A 14,701-nucleotide genomic window follows, 5' to 3' on the forward strand; every position below is an offset into this window, starting at 1 on the left:
TCCGTGAGAACGCTAAAAGCTTCGCGGGCAAGCCCCGCTCCTACAGGTTCGGCGTTCCCCCGTAAGGGTGAAGTTGAGCCTGTTTCACACCGCCTGGCGACGCCCTGTCGCATTCCCTGGCCTTTTCGGCTCATTAGCGGTGGATTAAAAAAGCCTTTTTCTGTAAGCTACAGCTTTAGTGTGTCCACTAAAAGCGCGCAGAATAATTCAGTGAACGAGCGGGGTGACGTGTCCATACGTCATTCCGCTTTTTTACAACCTGCGATCGCCCTTTCAGGCTTTATTTACGGGAGGTCTTCTTGACTAAGCCAGCCATACTCGCCCTTGCTGATGGCAGCATTTTTCGCGGCGAAGCCATTGGAGCCGACGGTCAGACCGTTGGTGAGGTGGTGTTCAACACCGCCATGACCGGCTATCAGGAAATCCTTACCGATCCTTCCTACGCCCAGCAAATCGTTACCCTGACCTACCCGCATATCGGCAACACCGGCACCACGCCGCAAGACGCCGAGTCCGATCGTGTCTGGTCTGCCGGCCTGGTCATTCGCGACCTGCCGCTGGTAGCGAGCAACTGGCGCAGCACGCTGTCGCTGTCCGATTACCTGAAGGCCAACAACGTGGTGGCCATCGCCGGTATCGATACGCGGCGCCTGACCCGCATCCTGCGGGAAAAAGGCTCGCAGAACGGCTGCATCATGGCCGGCGACAATATTTCCGAGGCCGCGGCGATTGCCGCTGCGCAAGGTTTCCCGGGCCTGAAGGGCATGGACCTGGCGAAAGTCGTCAGCACCACCAAGCAGTACGAGTGGCGCTCGACGGTCTGGGACTTGAAGACCGACAGCCACGCGACCATCGAAGCCTCCGAGCTGACCTACCATGTCGTGGCCTACGACTACGGTATCAAGCACAACATCCTGCGCATGCTGGTCGAGCGCGGTTGCCGCGTGACGGTCGTGCCGGCGCAGACGCCAGCCAGTGCCGTCCTGGCCCTGCAACCGGACGGCGTGTTCCTGTCCAACGGCCCGGGCGACCCTGAGCCTTGCGACTACGCCATCCAGGCGATCAAGGATGTGCTGGAAACCGAGATCCCGGTGTTCGGTATCTGCCTGGGTCACCAACTGCTGGCCCTGGCCTCTGGCGCCAAGACCCTGAAAATGGGTCACGGCCATCACGGTGCCAACCACCCGGTCCAGGACCTGGATACCGGCGTTGTCATGATCACCAGCCAGAACCACGGTTTCGCGGTGGATGAAGCGACCCTGCCGGCCAATCTCCGGGCGATCCACAAGTCGCTGTTCGACGGTTCCCTGCAAGGTATCGAGCGCACCGACAAGAGTGCGTTCAGCTTCCAGGGTCACCCTGAAGCCAGCCCGGGCCCGAACGACGTTGCACCGCTGTTCGATCGCTTCATCAATGAGATGGCCAAGCGCCGTTGATCGCCTGGATGCCCAGGGCGGCCCCGCGACGCGGCGGCCCCCTCGGCCTCTTCAAGGAATGTTCAACGGCTTGCCGACTGACCTGCGGATTTGAGTGACAAACCCATGCCAAAACGTACAGACATAAAAAGCATCCTGATTCTCGGTGCCGGCCCGATCGTGATCGGCCAGGCCTGCGAATTCGACTACTCCGGCGCCCAGGCCTGCAAGGCCCTGCGCGAAGAGGGTTATCGCGTCATCCTGGTGAACTCCAACCCGGCCACCATCATGACCGACCCGGCCATGGCCGATGCCACCTACATCGAACCGATCAAGTGGCAGACCGTGGCCAAGATCATCGAGAAGGAGCGTCCGGACGCCCTGCTGCCGACCATGGGGGGCCAGACTGCCCTGAACTGCGCCCTGGACCTGGAGCGCGAAGGCGTCCTCGAGAAGTTCGGCGTGGAAATGATCGGTGCCAATGCCGACACCATCGACAAGGCAGAAGACCGTTCGCGCTTCGACAAGGCGATGAAATCCATCGGCCTGGACTGCCCGCGTTCCGGTATCGCCCACAGCATGGAAGAGGCCAATGCGGTCCTCGAGAGGCTCGGCTTCCCGTGTATCATCCGTCCGTCCTTCACCATGGGCGGCACCGGTGGCGGTATCGCCTACAACCGTGAAGAGTTCGAAGAGATCTGCGCCCGTGGCCTGGACCTGTCGCCGACCAAGGAACTGCTGATCGACGAATCGCTGATCGGCTGGAAAGAGTACGAGATGGAGGTGGTCCGCGACAAAAAGGACAACTGCATCATCGTCTGCTCCATCGAGAACTTCGACCCGATGGGCGTGCACACCGGTGACTCGATCACCGTTGCCCCGGCACAGACCCTGACCGACAAGGAATACCAGATCCTGCGTAACGCCTCCCTGGCGGTGCTGCGCGAGATCGGCGTGGAAACCGGTGGTTCCAACGTTCAGTTCGGTATCTGCCCGAACACCGGCCGCATGGTCGTGATCGAGATGAACCCGCGGGTTTCGCGCTCCTCGGCCCTGGCCTCGAAAGCCACCGGCTTCCCGATCGCCAAGGTCGCCGCCAAGCTGGCCGTGGGCTACACCCTGGACGAGCTGTCGAACGACATCACCGGCGGCAAGACCCCGGCGTCCTTCGAACCGTCCATCGACTACGTCGTGACCAAGCTGCCGCGTTTCGCCTTCGAGAAGTTCCCGAAAGCCGACGCGCGCCTGACCACCCAGATGAAGTCGGTGGGTGAAGTCATGGCCATCGGCCGGACCTTCCAGGAATCCCTGCAGAAAGCCCTGCGTGGCCTGGAAGTGGGCGTCTGCGGCCTGGACGAGAAGCTCGACCTGAGCAACCCGGAAAGCCTCAACGTGCTCAAGCGCGAGCTGACCGTGCCGGGCGCCGAGCGTATCTGGTACGTGGCGGACGCCTTCCGCGCCGGCATGAGCGTCGAAGATATCTTCGGCATGAACATGATCGATCCGTGGTTCCTGGTGCAGATCGAAGATCTGATCAAGGAAGAAGAGAAGGTCAAGACCCTGGGTCTGTCGGCCATCGACCGCGACCTGATGTTCCGCCTCAAGCGCAAGGGCTTTTCCGACATGCGTCTGGCCAAGCTGCTGGGCGTGACCGAGAAGAACCTGCGGACCCACCGGCACAAGCTGGAAGTGTTCCCGGTCTACAAGCGCGTCGACACCTGCGCGGCCGAGTTCGCCACCGACACCGCCTACCTGTACTCGACTTATGAAGAAGAGTGCGAGGCCGCGCCATCGGGTCGCGACAAGATCATGATCCTTGGCGGCGGTCCGAACCGTATCGGCCAGGGTATCGAGTTCGACTACTGCTGCGTGCACGCGGCCCTGGCACTGCGCGAAGACGGGTACGAGACCATCATGGTCAACTGCAACCCGGAAACCGTGTCCACCGACTACGACACCTCTGATCGCCTGTACTTCGAACCGGTGACCCTGGAAGACGTGCTGGAAATCGTCCGCGTCGAGAAGCCCAAGGGCGTGATCGTCCAGTACGGCGGCCAGACCCCGTTGAAGCTCGCCCGTGCCCTGGAAGCGGCCGGCGTGCCGATCATCGGTACCAGCCCTGACGCCATTGACCGTGCCGAAGACCGTGAGCGCTTCCAGCAGATGGTCGAGCGCCTGAACCTGCGCCAGCCGCCAAACGCTACCGTGCGCAGCGAAGACGAAGCGATTCGTGCCGCCAGCAAGATCGGTTACCCGCTGGTGGTGCGTCCGTCCTACGTGCTGGGCGGTCGGGCGATGGAAATCGTCTACGAGGAAGACGAACTCAAGCGTTACCTGCGTGACGCGGTGAAAGTCTCCAACGACAGTCCGGTGCTGCTGGACCACTTCCTCAACTGCGCCATTGAAATGGACGTGGATGCGGTCTGCGACGGCACCGACGTGGTGATCGGCGCGATCATGCAGCACATCGAGCAGGCCGGCGTGCACTCCGGTGACTCCGCGTGCTCGCTGCCGCCGTACTCGCTGCCGGCGCACATCCAGGACGAAATGCGCGAACAGGTCAAGAAAATGGCCCTGGAGCTGGGCGTTGTCGGCCTGATGAACGTGCAATTGGCCTTGCAGGGCGAAGACATCTACGTCATCGAAGTCAACCCGCGCGCCTCGCGTACCGTACCGTTCGTGTCCAAGTGCATCGGCGTCTCCCTGGCGATGATCGCTGCCCGCGTGATGGCCGGTAAGACCCTGAAGGAGCTGAACTTCACCAAGGAAATCATTCCGAACTTCTACAGCGTGAAAGAGGCGGTGTTCCCCTTCGCCAAATTCCCTGGCGTGGACCCGATCCTGGGCCCTGAGATGAAGTCCACCGGTGAAGTGATGGGCGTCGGCGACACCTTCGGCGAAGCCTTCGCCAAGGCCCAGATGGGCGCCAGCGAAGTACTGCCGACCGGCGGCACCGCCTTCATCAGCGTGCGTGATGATGACAAGCCACTGGTTGCAGGCGTGGCCCGTGATCTGATCAACTTGGGCTTCGAAGTGGTGGCGACTGCCGGCACGGCCAAGCTGATCGAAGCGGCCGGGTTGAAAGTGCGCCGGGTCAACAAAGTGACGGAAGGTCGTCCGCACGTCGTCGACATGATCAAGAATGACGAAGTCACCCTGATCATCAATACGACCGAAGGCCGCCAGTCGATCGCCGACTCGTACTCCATTCGTCGTAACGCGCTGCAGCACAAGATCTACTGCACGACTACCATTGCTGCTGGCGAAGCCATCTGCGAAGCGCTCAAGTTCGGTCCGGAGAAGACCGTACGTCGCTTGCAGGATCTACACGCAGGATTGAAGGCATGATCAAATACCCCATGACCGTCCAGGGCGCCAAGGCCCTGGAAGAGGAGCACGCCCACCTGACCAAGGTCGTCCGTCCGAAGCTGAGCCAGGACATCGGTACGGCCCGTGAGTTGGGCGACTTGAAGGAAAACGCCGAATACCATGCTGCCCGCGAGCAGCAGGGTATGGTCGAGGCGCGGATCCGTGATATCGAAGGCCGCATGCAGAACGCGGTGATCATCGACGTCACCACCATCCCGCACACCGGCAAGGTGATTTTTGGCACCACCGTGGAAATCGCCAACGTTGAAACCGACGAAAGCGTGGTTTACCACATCGTGGGTGAAGACGAGGCCGACTTCAAACTCGGCAAGATCTCCGTCGGCTCGCCGCTGGCCCGTGCCTTGATCGCCAAGGAAGAAGGCGATGTGGTGGCTGTCAAAACGCCAGGCGGCGTTATCGAGTACGAGATTGTCGAAGTCCGCCACCTCTGAACGCAGGCGCCCGCTGCGGGCGGGCGCCATGCTCTGGCAGCTGACCCAGATGCTCTGGGTTGGCGGCCTGTGGCTGCTGCACATCGGGCTGTTGCCGGTGTTGACGCAAATTGGCCTGGCACCGCTGTTGATCGATGAGATCAATAGCCTGCTGGGCTCTTTATTGATAGGGTTTGCCACGGTGTGTGTGATCGTGCAGACCCTGGTGTTGCTCCAGGCCGAAGGCCGGGCAAGCCTCTGGCGCGATACGCGCGGGCAATTGCTGTTGATGGCGCTGTATGCGTGCGGGATGTATTTCGCGGTGCGGACCTGGCTGCCGGAGGCGTCGCGCTGGCAGTTGTTCAGTTACCTGGTGCTCGGCCTTTGCGGCCTGGTGTTGGTGCTGCAACCGGTGCCGGGCGAGAGTGGCAGGGTACGCGCGGCGTACCCTTGACCCGTTCCTACGTCACTTGAAGCGATGGACGTTGGACAGCTGCTTGTTGACGCTGAAGTTCTTGCGATACAGCAGTGCCATCTTGCCGATGACTTGCACCAGATCCGCCTTGCCGGCCTTGCACAGCTGCGCAATGGCCTCCAGGCGCGATTCGCGGTCGAGGATATTGAGCTTGATCTTGATCAGCTCATGATCGCCCAATGCGCGTTCAAGCTCGGCTAACACACCTTCGGTCAAACCGTTGTCAGCCACAGTCAATACTGGTTTCAGATGGTGGCCAATGGATTTGTACTGTTTCTTCTGCTCTTGAGTGAGCGGCATAATCTGACCCCTGCGTCTGATCTTGTAAAAAGCGGCGGCCAGTTTACCCGAGCGCGTCCGGGACCGCCCAGTTAATCGCGATTCGACTATTTTTTTGAGGTGGCCCGTGGCCCGTTCCAAGACTAGCCTTAACTGGCTGAAAGAACATTTCAACGACCCGTTCGTCAAAATGGCGCAAAAAGACGGATACCGCTCCCGGGCCAGCTACAAATTGCTGGAGATCCAGGAGAAGGACCGGATTATCCGCCCGGGCATGACCGTGATCGACCTCGGCGCGGCGCCAGGTGGCTGGTCCCAGGTGACCAGTCGTCTGATTGGCGGCAAGGGCCGCCTGATCGCGTCCGATATCCTGGACATGGACAGCATCCCCGATGTGACCTTCATCAAGGGCGACTTTACCGAGGACGCCGTCCTGGCTGAAATCCTCGCGGCGGTGGGAAATTCCGAGGTTGACCTTGTGATTTCCGATATGGCCCCCAATATGAGTGGTACGCCTGAAGTGGATATGCCGCGTTCGATGTTCCTTTGCGAACTGGCACTCGATCTCGCCGGACGCGTCCTACGCCCCGGTGGCGATTTTTTGATCAAGGTTTTCCAGGGCGAAGGCTTCGACGAGTACCACAAGAACTTCCGCAAGCTGTTTGAGAAGGTCCAGACGCGCAAGCCGGCGTCTTCCCGTGATCGGTCCCGCGAGCAGTACCTGCTGGGCCGTGGCTTCCGCGGACGGACTGAATAACTCGAGGTTCTTGGCCGGGGCGATAGGTTTTTCGTATTTCGCCCCGTGAGAATAAGCGCATATTGTGTAGTGATTGTTTCACAAAGGGTTACAGACGGCGCCTGCAGGATCTGTAGGTAATGTAGTAAGTTATGCCGGTGAATATCATGCGAAGCGCGCGCCAGTAGCGGATCCCGCTTCATGAGGGTAGTTAATTGAACGATATGGCAAAGAATCTGATCCTGTGGTTGATCATCGCAGCTGTCCTGGTGACGGTGATGAACAACTTCTCCAGCCCTAACGAGCCGCAGACCCTCAACTATTCCGACTTCATCCAGCAGGTCAAGGATGGCAAAGTCGAGCGCGTGGCCGTGGACGGCTACGTGATCACCGGCAAGCGCAACGATGGCGACAGTTTCAAGACCATCCGCCCGGCGATCCAGGACAACGGCCTGATCGGCGACCTGGTGGACAACCATGTCGTGGTCGAAGGCAAGCAGCCTGAACAGCAGAGCATCTGGACCCAGTTGCTGGTGGCCAGCTTCCCGATCCTGGTGATCATCGCGGTGTTCATGTTCTTCATGCGCCAGATGCAGGGCGGCGCGGGCGGCAAGGGCGGGCCGATGAGCTTCGGCAAGAGCAAGGCGCGCCTGCTTTCGGAAGACCAGGTGAAAACCACCCTGGCTGACGTTGCCGGTTGCGACGAAGCCAAGGAAGAAGTCGGCGAGCTGGTGGAGTTCCTCCGCGATCCGGGCAAATTCCAGCGCCTGGGCGGTCGGATTCCCCGTGGCGTGCTGATGGTCGGCCCACCGGGTACCGGTAAAACCCTGTTGGCCAAGGCCATTGCCGGCGAAGCCAAGGTGCCGTTCTTCACCATTTCCGGTTCCGATTTCGTCGAGATGTTCGTCGGTGTCGGTGCCAGCCGTGTCCGTGACATGTTCGAGCAGGCCAAGAAGCACGCGCCGTGCATCATCTTCATCGACGAAATCGATGCGGTCGGTCGGCACCGTGGTGCCGGCATGGGGGGCGGTCATGACGAACGCGAACAGACGCTCAACCAGTTGCTGGTGGAGATGGACGGTTTCGAAATGAACGACGGCATCATCGTGATTGCCGCCACCAACCGTCCGGACGTGCTTGACCCGGCGCTGCTGCGTCCCGGTCGCTTCGACCGCCAGGTGGTGGTCGGCCTGCCGGACATCCGCGGTCGCGAACAGATCCTCAAGGTGCATATGCGCAAGGTGCCGATGGGCGACGACGTCGCGCCGGCGGTGATTGCGCGCGGTACGCCGGGCTTCTCCGGTGCCGACCTGGCCAACCTGGTGAACGAGGCCTCCTTGTTCGCCGCGCGTGCCGGCAAGCGCATCGTCGAGATGAAAGAGTTCGAACTGGCGAAAGACAAGATCATGATGGGCGCCGAGCGCAAATCCATGGTCATGTCCGAGAAGGAAAAACAGAACACCGCGTATCATGAGGCCGGTCACGCCATTGTCGGTCGCGTGGTGCCCGAGCACGATCCGGTCTACAAGGTATCGATCATCCCGCGCGGTCGTGCGCTGGGTGTGACCATGTTCCTGCCGGAAGAGGATCGCTACAGCCTGTCCAAGCGCGCGCTGATCAGCCAGATCTGCTCGTTGTACGGTGGTCGTATCGCCGAAGAGATGACCCTGGGCTTCGACGGTGTCACCACTGGCGCGTCCAACGACATCATGCGGGCCAGCCAGATTGCCCGGAACATGGTCACCAAGTGGGGCCTGTCCGAGAAGTTGGGGCCGCTGATGTACGCCGAGGAAGACCAGGAAGTGTTCCTGGGGCGTGGCGGCGGCGGTCAGAACGCCAGCTTTTCCGGCGAAACCGCCAAGCTGATCGACTCGGAAGTGCGGAGCATCATTGACCAGTGCTACGGCACGGCCAAGCAGATCCTGACGGAAAATCGCGACAAGCTCGACGCCATGGCGGACGCGCTGATGAAGTATGAAACCATCGATGCCGAGCAGATCGACGACATCATGGCCGGTCGCCCGCCGCGTGAACCGCGCGATTGGGAAGGTGGTTCGGGTACATCGGGCACTCCGCCGGTGATCCAGAACGAACGACCTGAAACGCCGATCGGCGGCCCTGCGGCTGATCATTAAGGTTTGAAATGACTTCTGTTCAGTCCTCGACCCGGTTGCCTTGCGGCAACCGGGTTCTTGATTTGGCCCAGACGCACGTCATGGGCATTCTCAATGTCACCCCTGATTCCTTTTCCGATGGCGGTCGCTTCAATCACCTGGAGGCGGCCCTGGCCCATGCCCGGGCAATGGTCGAGGCTGGCGCCACCCTGATCGATATCGGCGGTGAGTCAACGCGTCCCGGTGCCCCAGTGGTTTCTCCGCACGAGGAGCTGGAGCGTGTCGCACCGGTGGTCGAGCGTATTCACCGGGAACTGGATGTGATCATCTCGGTGGATACCTCCACTCCGGCGGTCATGCGCGAAACCGCACGGCTGGGCGCGGGCCTGATCAATGACGTGCGTTCGCTGCGGCGCGACGGCGCCCTGGAGGCTGCCGCGGCGACGGGGTTGCCGGTCTGCCTGATGCACATGCTCGGCGAACCGGGCAACATGCAGGACAATCCGCACTATGATGACGTGACCGGCGAGGTGGTGGATTTTCTCGCCGAGCGCATGGCGCTGTGCGCGGCGGCAGGTATCGCGCCCGAGCGTATCGTGCTCGACCCGGGTTTTGGTTTTGCCAAGACCCTGGCGCACAACCTGAGCCTGTTCAAGCATATGGAAGCTTTGCACGCCCTGGGCCGGCCATTGTTGGTCGGCGTCTCGCGCAAGAGCATGATAGGGCAGGCCCTGGGTCGCCCGGTGGGTGAGCGCCTTTATGGCGGCCTTGCCCTGGCTGCCCTGGCGATGAGCAAAGGGGCACGGATTCTTCGCGTGCACGATGTCGCCGAAACGGTCGACGTGGTACGCATGATTGCTGCTGTTGACGCTGCGCAATAAGAACGATGGAGCACTGATGAAGAAAAAATACTTCGGCACCGACGGTATTCGTGGGCGCGTAGGGCAATTCCCGATCACTCCGGAGTTCATGCTCAAGCTCGGCTGGGCCGCCGGCATGGCATTCCGCAAGCTGGGTGCATGCCGGGTGCTGGTGGGCAAGGACACGCGGATCTCCGGCTATATGTTCGAATCCGCCCTGGAGGCCGGCCTTTCCGCGGCCGGCGCCGATGTGCTGCTGCTGGGGCCGATGCCGACACCGGCTATCGCCTACCTGACCCGGACCTTTCACGCTGAAGCCGGGATCGTGATCAGTGCTTCGCACAATCCCCATGACGACAACGGCATCAAGTTTTTCTCCGGCGAGGGCACCAAGCTGCCGGATGAGGTCGAGCTGATGATCGAGGAGCTGCTCGATGCGCCGATGACGGTGGTCGAGTCGGAAAAACTCGGCAAGGTCTCGCGTATCAATGACGCTGCCGGTCGCTACATCGAATTCTGCAAAAGCAGTGTGCCGACCGGGACCAGCCTGGCGGGCCTGAAGCTGGTGATTGACTGCGCCCATGGTGCGACCTACAAGGTCGCGCCGAGTGTGTTCCGCGAGCTCGGTGCGCAGGTCACGGCGCTGTCGGCGGCGCCCAACGGCCTGAACATCAACGACAACTGCGGTTCGACGCACATGAAGCCGCTGCAGGCGGCGGTGCTGGCCGAACAGGCGGACCTGGGCATCGCGTTCGACGGCGACGGCGACCGGGTGCTGATGGTCGATCACACTGGCGCGGTGGTCGATGGCGACGAACTGGTATTCATCATTGCCCGGGATATGGCCGAGCGCGGCAAGTTGAATGGCGGCGTGGTCGGGACCTTGATGAGCAACCTGGGTCTTGAGCTGGCCTTCAAGGAGCTGGACATTCCTTTCGTGCGGGCCAATGTCGGTGACCGTTATGTGATTGCCGAGCTGTTGGAGCGCAACTGGCTGGTGGGCGGGGAAAATTCCGGACATATCCTTTGCCTGAATCACAACTCCACCGGGGATGCGATCATTGCGGCACTGCAGACCTTGATGGCCCTGCGGCGCCGCGGTGAAAGCCTGGCGCAAGCGCGGCAGGCCTTGCGCAAGTGCCCGCAGGTGTTGGTCAATGTGCGTTTCGGTGGCGGCGCCGACCCGGTCAAGCACCCGAAGGTGGTGCAGGCCTGCGAGCGTGTCACCGAGTCCATGAACGGTCGCGGTCGCGTGCTGTTGCGCAAGTCCGGCACCGAGCCGCTGGTGCGGGTCATGGTCGAGGGCGAAGACGAAGCGATGGTTCGTGGGCATGCCGATGCGCTGGCAAAACTGGTGACTGAAGTTTGCGCCTGATTTCGGCTTGCCAGTGAGGATATGGTTGGGTAACATCTGCGCCCACTTTGACCTGCGAGGTACAGCATGCGTCGCCCAATGGTAGCTGGTAACTGGAAGATGCACGGTACCCGCGCCAGCGTCGTCGAGCTGATCAAGGGCCTGCGTAACCTGGCCTTGCCGAGCGGTGTGGACGTGGCGGTATTCCCGCCTTGCCTGCATATCAGCCAGGTGGTTGAAGGCCTGAAAGGCAAATCGATTGCGGTCGGTGCGCAGAACTCCGCGGTGGAATCCATGCAGGGTGCCCTGACCGGTGAAACTGCCCCGAGCCAGTTGCTCGATGCAGGATGTTCGCTGGTTTTGGTTGGGCATTCCGAGCGTCGCCTGATCATGGGTGAGTCGGATCGCACCCTCAATCGCAAGTTTGCGGCAGCGCAGGCTTGTGGCTTGATTCCGGTGCTCTGTGTCGGGGAAACCCTGGAGCAGCGTGAAGCCGGCAAGACGCTGGAAGTGGTTTCGCGTCAGCTGGGCAGCATTATCGAGGAGCTGGGTGTCGGCGCTTTTGCCAAGGCTGTCATCGCTTACGAACCGGTCTGGGCCATTGGCACCGGGCTGACAGCTTCGCCGCAACAAGCGCAGGATGTGCACGCCGCCATCCGCGCGCAGTTGGCGGCAGAGAATTCTGAGGTCGCACAAGGTGTGCGGCTTCTATACGGCGGCAGCGTGAAGGCGGCCAATGCGGTCGAACTGTTCGGCATGCCGGATATCGATGGGGGGCTCATTGGTGGGGCCTCCCTGAATGCAGATGAGTTCGGTGCGATCTGTCGCGCCGCGGGAAACTGAAAAATGCTGGAAACAGTCGTAGTCGTTCTTCATCTGTTGGGTGCGCTGGGCGTTGTCGCCCTGGTATTGCTGCAACAGGGTAAAGGTGCGGACGCTGGTGCGTCTTTCGGGGCAGGTGCTTCAAATACTGTGTTCGGAAGCCAAGGTTCCTCTACCTTTCTTAGTAAGTTTACTGCTATACTTGCCGCAGGTTTCTTCATAACCAGCTTGGGGTTAGGTTACTTTGCTAAAGAGAAAGCTCATGAGCTGACTCAAGTAGGTTTGCCAAACCCGGCGGTGTTGGAAGTGCCAAAGCAGAAACCGGCATCTGATGATGTACCGGTGCTCCAGGAACCTAAGTCGGCCTCACCGACTGATGTACCCAAGGCTCCAGAGCAGAAGTAAAATGGGTTTCACGCTGTAAACGTTGTATTGCCGAGGTGGTGGAATTGGTAGACACGCAACCTTGAGGTGGTTGTGCCCATAGGGTGTAGGGGTTCGAGTCCCCTTCTCGGTACCAATTATCAGGAGAGCCCGCTGTTGCGGGCTTTCTTGTAGGTGGAAGGTTACATTGACCCTGCAAGGGATCGGTCGTATACTTCCGCCCCAGCTTTGTCGCGGGGTGGAGCAGTCTGGTAGCTCGTCGGGCTCATAACCCGAAGGTCGTCGGTTCAAATCCGGCCCCCGCAACCAGTTTTAGCGGAGCCCCTTTTCAGGGGCTTTTTGTTGGCTGGGCACTTTATGACGCCGCTGTTCGACGGCGTTTCAGGGATGGGCGATTCGCCCATTTTTTGTTTATTTCAATAGCATGCACAGAGATGCACGAGGGGGTTCAGGTGTCGAGCAAGCTAGAACAGTTGCAGGCCTTGTTGGCCCCGGTGGTCGTGGCCCTTGGCTATGAATGCTGGGGTATTGAGTATTCGGCTCAAGGTCGCCATTCCGTGTTGCGCGTTTATATCGATAAAGAAGGCGGTGTGCTGGTGGACGACTGTGCCATCGTCAGCCGTCAGATCAGTGGTGTCCTGGACGTCGAAGACCCCATCACCAATGAATACACCCTTGAGGTTTCCTCTCCTGGCATGGAACGCCCGCTGTTCACCCTTGAACAGTTTGCCTCGCATGCCGGCGAACAAGTGAAGATAAAGTTGCGCTCGCCTTTCGAAGGTCGACGTAATTTTCAGGGCCTTCTGCGCGGAGTGGAAGAACAGGATGTCGTGGTGCAGGTGGAAGACCATGAGTTCCTGTTGCCGATCGATTTGATCGACAAGGCCAACATTATTCCCAGTTTTGACTGAGACGCGGATCCCGCGGATCCAATGGCTTGCGAAAGGCGAGGCGTACGATGAGCAAAGAAGTATTGCTGGTTGTTGAGTCGGTATCCAACGAAAAGGGTGTACCGGCAAGCGTGATTTTTGAGGCGCTGGAGATTGCTCTGGCGACCGCTACCAAGAAGCGCTTTGAAGACGAAGTTGACCTGCGTGTGGAAATCAACCGCCACACCGGTGCCTATGAGACCTTCCGTCGCTGGACGGTCGTCGAGGAAGCCGATCTTGATGATCCGGCGATCGAGACCTGGCCGAGCAAGGTCGCGGAGACCCACCCGGGTGCCAAGGTTGGCGACGTCGTCGAAGACAAGATCGAGTCCATCGAATTCGGTCGTATCGCCGCTCAGACCGCCAAGCAAGTCATTGTGCAGAAGGTTCGCGAAGCCGAGCGCGCACAGGTTGTCGACGCCTATCGCGAGCGCCTGGGGGAAATCATCTCCGGCACCGTGAAGAAAGTCACCCGCGACAACGTCATCGTTGACCTGGGTAACAACGCCGAAGCCCTGCTGGCCCGCGAAGACATCATTTCCCGCGAGACTTTCCGCGTCGGTGTGCGCGTGCGCGCCCTGCTCAAGGAAATCCGCACCGAGAACCGCGGCCCGCAGTTGATCCTGTCGCGTACCGCGCCGGAAATGCTGATCGAGCTGTTCCGCATCGAAGTGCCGGAAATCGCCGAAGGCCTGATCGAAGTGATGGCTGCCTCCCGTGACCCGGGTTCGCGTGCCAAGATCGCGGTCCGCTCCAAGGACAAACGCATCGACCCGCAAGGCGCCTGCATCGGTATGCGCGGTTCGCGCGTCCAGGCCGTTTCCGGCGAGTTGGGTGGCGAGCGCGTGGACATCGTCCTGTGGGACGACAACCCGGCGCAGTTCGTGATCAACGCCATGTCGCCGGCGGAAGTCGCGGCAATTATCGTTGACGAGGATGCCCATGCGATGGACATCGCCGTCGGCGCAGACAATCTGGCTCAGGCCATCGGTCGCGGTGGTCAGAACGTGCGTCTGGCCAGCCAGCTGACCGGCTGGACCCTGAACGTGATGACCGAATCGGACATCCAGGCTAAACAGCAAGCAGAGACCGGTGACATTCTGCGCAACTTCATCGACGAGCTGGAAGTCGACGAAGATCTGGCGCAGGTACTGGTTGATGAAGGCTTTACCAGCCTGGAAGAGATTGCCTACGTACCGTTGGAAGAAATGCTCAACATCGATGGCTTTGACGAAGACACCGTCAACGAGCTTCGCGCTCGGGCCAAGGATCGTTTGTTGACTAAAGCCATCGCTACTGAGGAAAAGCTGGCAGACGCCCATCCGGCCGAAGACCTGCTCTCGCTTGAGGGTATGGACAAGGATTTGGCGATGGAACTGGCGGTGCGCGGCGTAATTACCCGCGAAGACCTGGCCGAGCAGTCTATTGACGACCTGCTCGACATCGACGGCATTGACGATGATCGTGCCGGCAAGTTGATCATGGCCGCCCGAGCCCATTGGTTCGAGTAATTAGGCGCGGCCTGAGGAGAGA

Annotated in this window: 13 protein-coding genes and 2 tRNA genes; 14 read left to right on the forward strand and 1 reads right to left on the reverse strand. The window is 60.5% G+C overall.

Annotation, left to right across the window (positions count from 1 at the left end):
* Nucleotides 1–299: 299 nt before the first annotated feature.
* From carA to M5B96_RS07905, 4 genes are all read left to right on the forward strand, one after another.
* Complete coding sequence (gene carA / locus M5B96_RS07890; RefSeq protein ID WP_248796128.1) at nucleotides 300–1,436, forward strand: glutamine-hydrolyzing carbamoyl-phosphate synthase small subunit; 1,137 nt, start codon at nucleotides 300–302, stop codon at nucleotides 1,434–1,436.
* A gap of 105 nt (nucleotides 1,437–1,541) precedes the next feature.
* Nucleotides 1,542–4,763 carry a carbamoyl-phosphate synthase large subunit gene (gene carB, locus M5B96_RS07895; protein ID WP_248796129.1) on the forward strand — a complete coding sequence of 1,074 codons (3,222 nt, stop codon included), beginning with the start codon at nucleotides 1,542–1,544 and terminating at the stop codon, nucleotides 4,761–4,763.
* On the forward strand, nucleotides 4,760–5,236 hold the full coding sequence (gene greA / locus M5B96_RS07900) for a transcription elongation factor GreA (protein ID WP_248796130.1): 477 nt from the start codon (nucleotides 4,760–4,762) through the stop codon (nucleotides 5,234–5,236). Before carB ends, greA begins: the two co-directional genes overlap by 4 nt.
* Before the next feature lie 28 nt (nucleotides 5,237–5,264).
* Nucleotides 5,265–5,669: an MFS transporter gene (locus M5B96_RS07905; RefSeq protein ID WP_248796131.1), complete on the forward strand. Its 405-nt coding sequence runs from the start codon at nucleotides 5,265–5,267 to the stop codon at nucleotides 5,667–5,669.
* Between the two features lie 12 nt (nucleotides 5,670–5,681).
* Here the strand turns inward: M5B96_RS07905 and yhbY are convergent, their stop codons facing one another.
* Complete coding sequence (gene yhbY, locus M5B96_RS07910) at nucleotides 5,682–5,990, reverse strand: ribosome assembly RNA-binding protein YhbY (protein ID WP_100939603.1); 309 nt, start codon at nucleotides 5,988–5,990, stop codon at nucleotides 5,682–5,684.
* A gap of 106 nt (nucleotides 5,991–6,096) precedes the next feature.
* Here yhbY and rlmE point away from each other — a divergent pair, with 106 nt between their 5' ends.
* From rlmE to nusA, 10 genes are all read left to right on the forward strand, one after another.
* The gene (gene rlmE / locus M5B96_RS07915) at nucleotides 6,097–6,726 is read left to right on the forward strand and encodes a 23S rRNA (uridine(2552)-2'-O)-methyltransferase RlmE (protein ID WP_248796132.1); all 630 of its coding nucleotides are present in this window, start codon (nucleotides 6,097–6,099) and stop codon (nucleotides 6,724–6,726) included.
* A 203-nt stretch (nucleotides 6,727–6,929) separates the two neighbouring features.
* Entirely contained in the window at nucleotides 6,930–8,840 is a 1,911-nt protein-coding gene (ftsH, locus tag M5B96_RS07920) for an ATP-dependent zinc metalloprotease FtsH (RefSeq protein WP_248796133.1), read from the forward strand.
* 8 nt (nucleotides 8,841–8,848) lie between these two features.
* The gene (gene folP, locus M5B96_RS07925) at nucleotides 8,849–9,700 is read left to right on the forward strand and encodes a dihydropteroate synthase (RefSeq protein ID WP_248796134.1); all 852 of its coding nucleotides are present in this window, start codon (nucleotides 8,849–8,851) and stop codon (nucleotides 9,698–9,700) included.
* Nucleotides 9,701–9,716: 16 nt separating this feature from the next.
* Nucleotides 9,717–11,054: a phosphoglucosamine mutase gene (glmM, locus tag M5B96_RS07930; RefSeq protein ID WP_248796135.1), complete on the forward strand. Its 1,338-nt coding sequence runs from the start codon at nucleotides 9,717–9,719 to the stop codon at nucleotides 11,052–11,054.
* 66 nt (nucleotides 11,055–11,120) lie between these two features.
* Nucleotides 11,121–11,876 carry a triose-phosphate isomerase gene (tpiA, locus tag M5B96_RS07935; protein WP_248796136.1) on the forward strand — a complete coding sequence of 252 codons (756 nt, stop codon included), beginning with the start codon at nucleotides 11,121–11,123 and terminating at the stop codon, nucleotides 11,874–11,876.
* Nucleotides 11,877–11,879: 3 nt separating this feature from the next.
* On the forward strand, nucleotides 11,880–12,260 hold the full coding sequence (gene secG / locus M5B96_RS07940) for a preprotein translocase subunit SecG (RefSeq protein ID WP_100939598.1): 381 nt from the start codon (nucleotides 11,880–11,882) through the stop codon (nucleotides 12,258–12,260).
* Between the two features lie 29 nt (nucleotides 12,261–12,289).
* Nucleotides 12,290–12,375 (forward strand) — tRNA-Leu (locus M5B96_RS07945).
* Nucleotides 12,376–12,471: 96 nt separating this feature from the next.
* Nucleotides 12,472–12,548: transfer RNA gene (locus M5B96_RS07950), tRNA-Met, on the forward strand.
* A 143-nt stretch (nucleotides 12,549–12,691) separates the two neighbouring features.
* Nucleotides 12,692–13,150: a ribosome maturation factor RimP gene (rimP, locus tag M5B96_RS07955; protein WP_191489699.1), complete on the forward strand. Its 459-nt coding sequence runs from the start codon at nucleotides 12,692–12,694 to the stop codon at nucleotides 13,148–13,150.
* Nucleotides 13,151–13,197: 47 nt separating this feature from the next.
* Nucleotides 13,198–14,679, forward strand: coding sequence for a transcription termination factor NusA (nusA, locus tag M5B96_RS07960; protein ID WP_100939596.1), 1,482 nt, complete (start codon nucleotides 13,198–13,200; stop codon nucleotides 14,677–14,679).
* The last annotated feature ends 22 nt before the right edge of the window (nucleotides 14,680–14,701 follow it).

It is taken from the genome of Pseudomonas sp. MWU13-2105, assembly GCF_023242315.1.
In the GTDB taxonomy this organism is placed as follows: Bacteria; Pseudomonadota; Gammaproteobacteria; order Pseudomonadales; family Pseudomonadaceae; genus Aquipseudomonas.

Coding starts and splice junctions, on each gene's coding strand:
- ftsH (WP_248796133.1), top strand. CDS start 6,930: ATGGCAAAGAATCTGATCCTGTGGTTGATCATCGCAGCTGTCCTGGTG.
- carB (WP_248796129.1), top strand. CDS start 1,542: ATGCCAAAACGTACAGACATAAAAAGCATCCTGATTCTCGGTGCCGGC.
- M5B96_RS07905 (WP_248796131.1), top strand. CDS start 5,265: ATGCTCTGGCAGCTGACCCAGATGCTCTGGGTTGGCGGCCTGTGGCTG.
- secG (WP_100939598.1), top strand. CDS start 11,880: ATGCTGGAAACAGTCGTAGTCGTTCTTCATCTGTTGGGTGCGCTGGGC.
- tpiA (WP_248796136.1), top strand. CDS start 11,121: ATGCGTCGCCCAATGGTAGCTGGTAACTGGAAGATGCACGGTACCCGC.
- yhbY (WP_100939603.1), bottom strand. CDS start 5,990: ATGCCGCTCACTCAAGAGCAGAAGAAACAGTACAAATCCATTGGCCAC.
- greA (WP_248796130.1), top strand. CDS start 4,760: ATGATCAAATACCCCATGACCGTCCAGGGCGCCAAGGCCCTGGAAGAG.
- folP (WP_248796134.1), top strand. CDS start 8,849: ATGACTTCTGTTCAGTCCTCGACCCGGTTGCCTTGCGGCAACCGGGTT.
- nusA (WP_100939596.1), top strand. CDS start 13,198: ATGAGCAAAGAAGTATTGCTGGTTGTTGAGTCGGTATCCAACGAAAAG.
- glmM (WP_248796135.1), top strand. CDS start 9,717: ATGAAGAAAAAATACTTCGGCACCGACGGTATTCGTGGGCGCGTAGGG.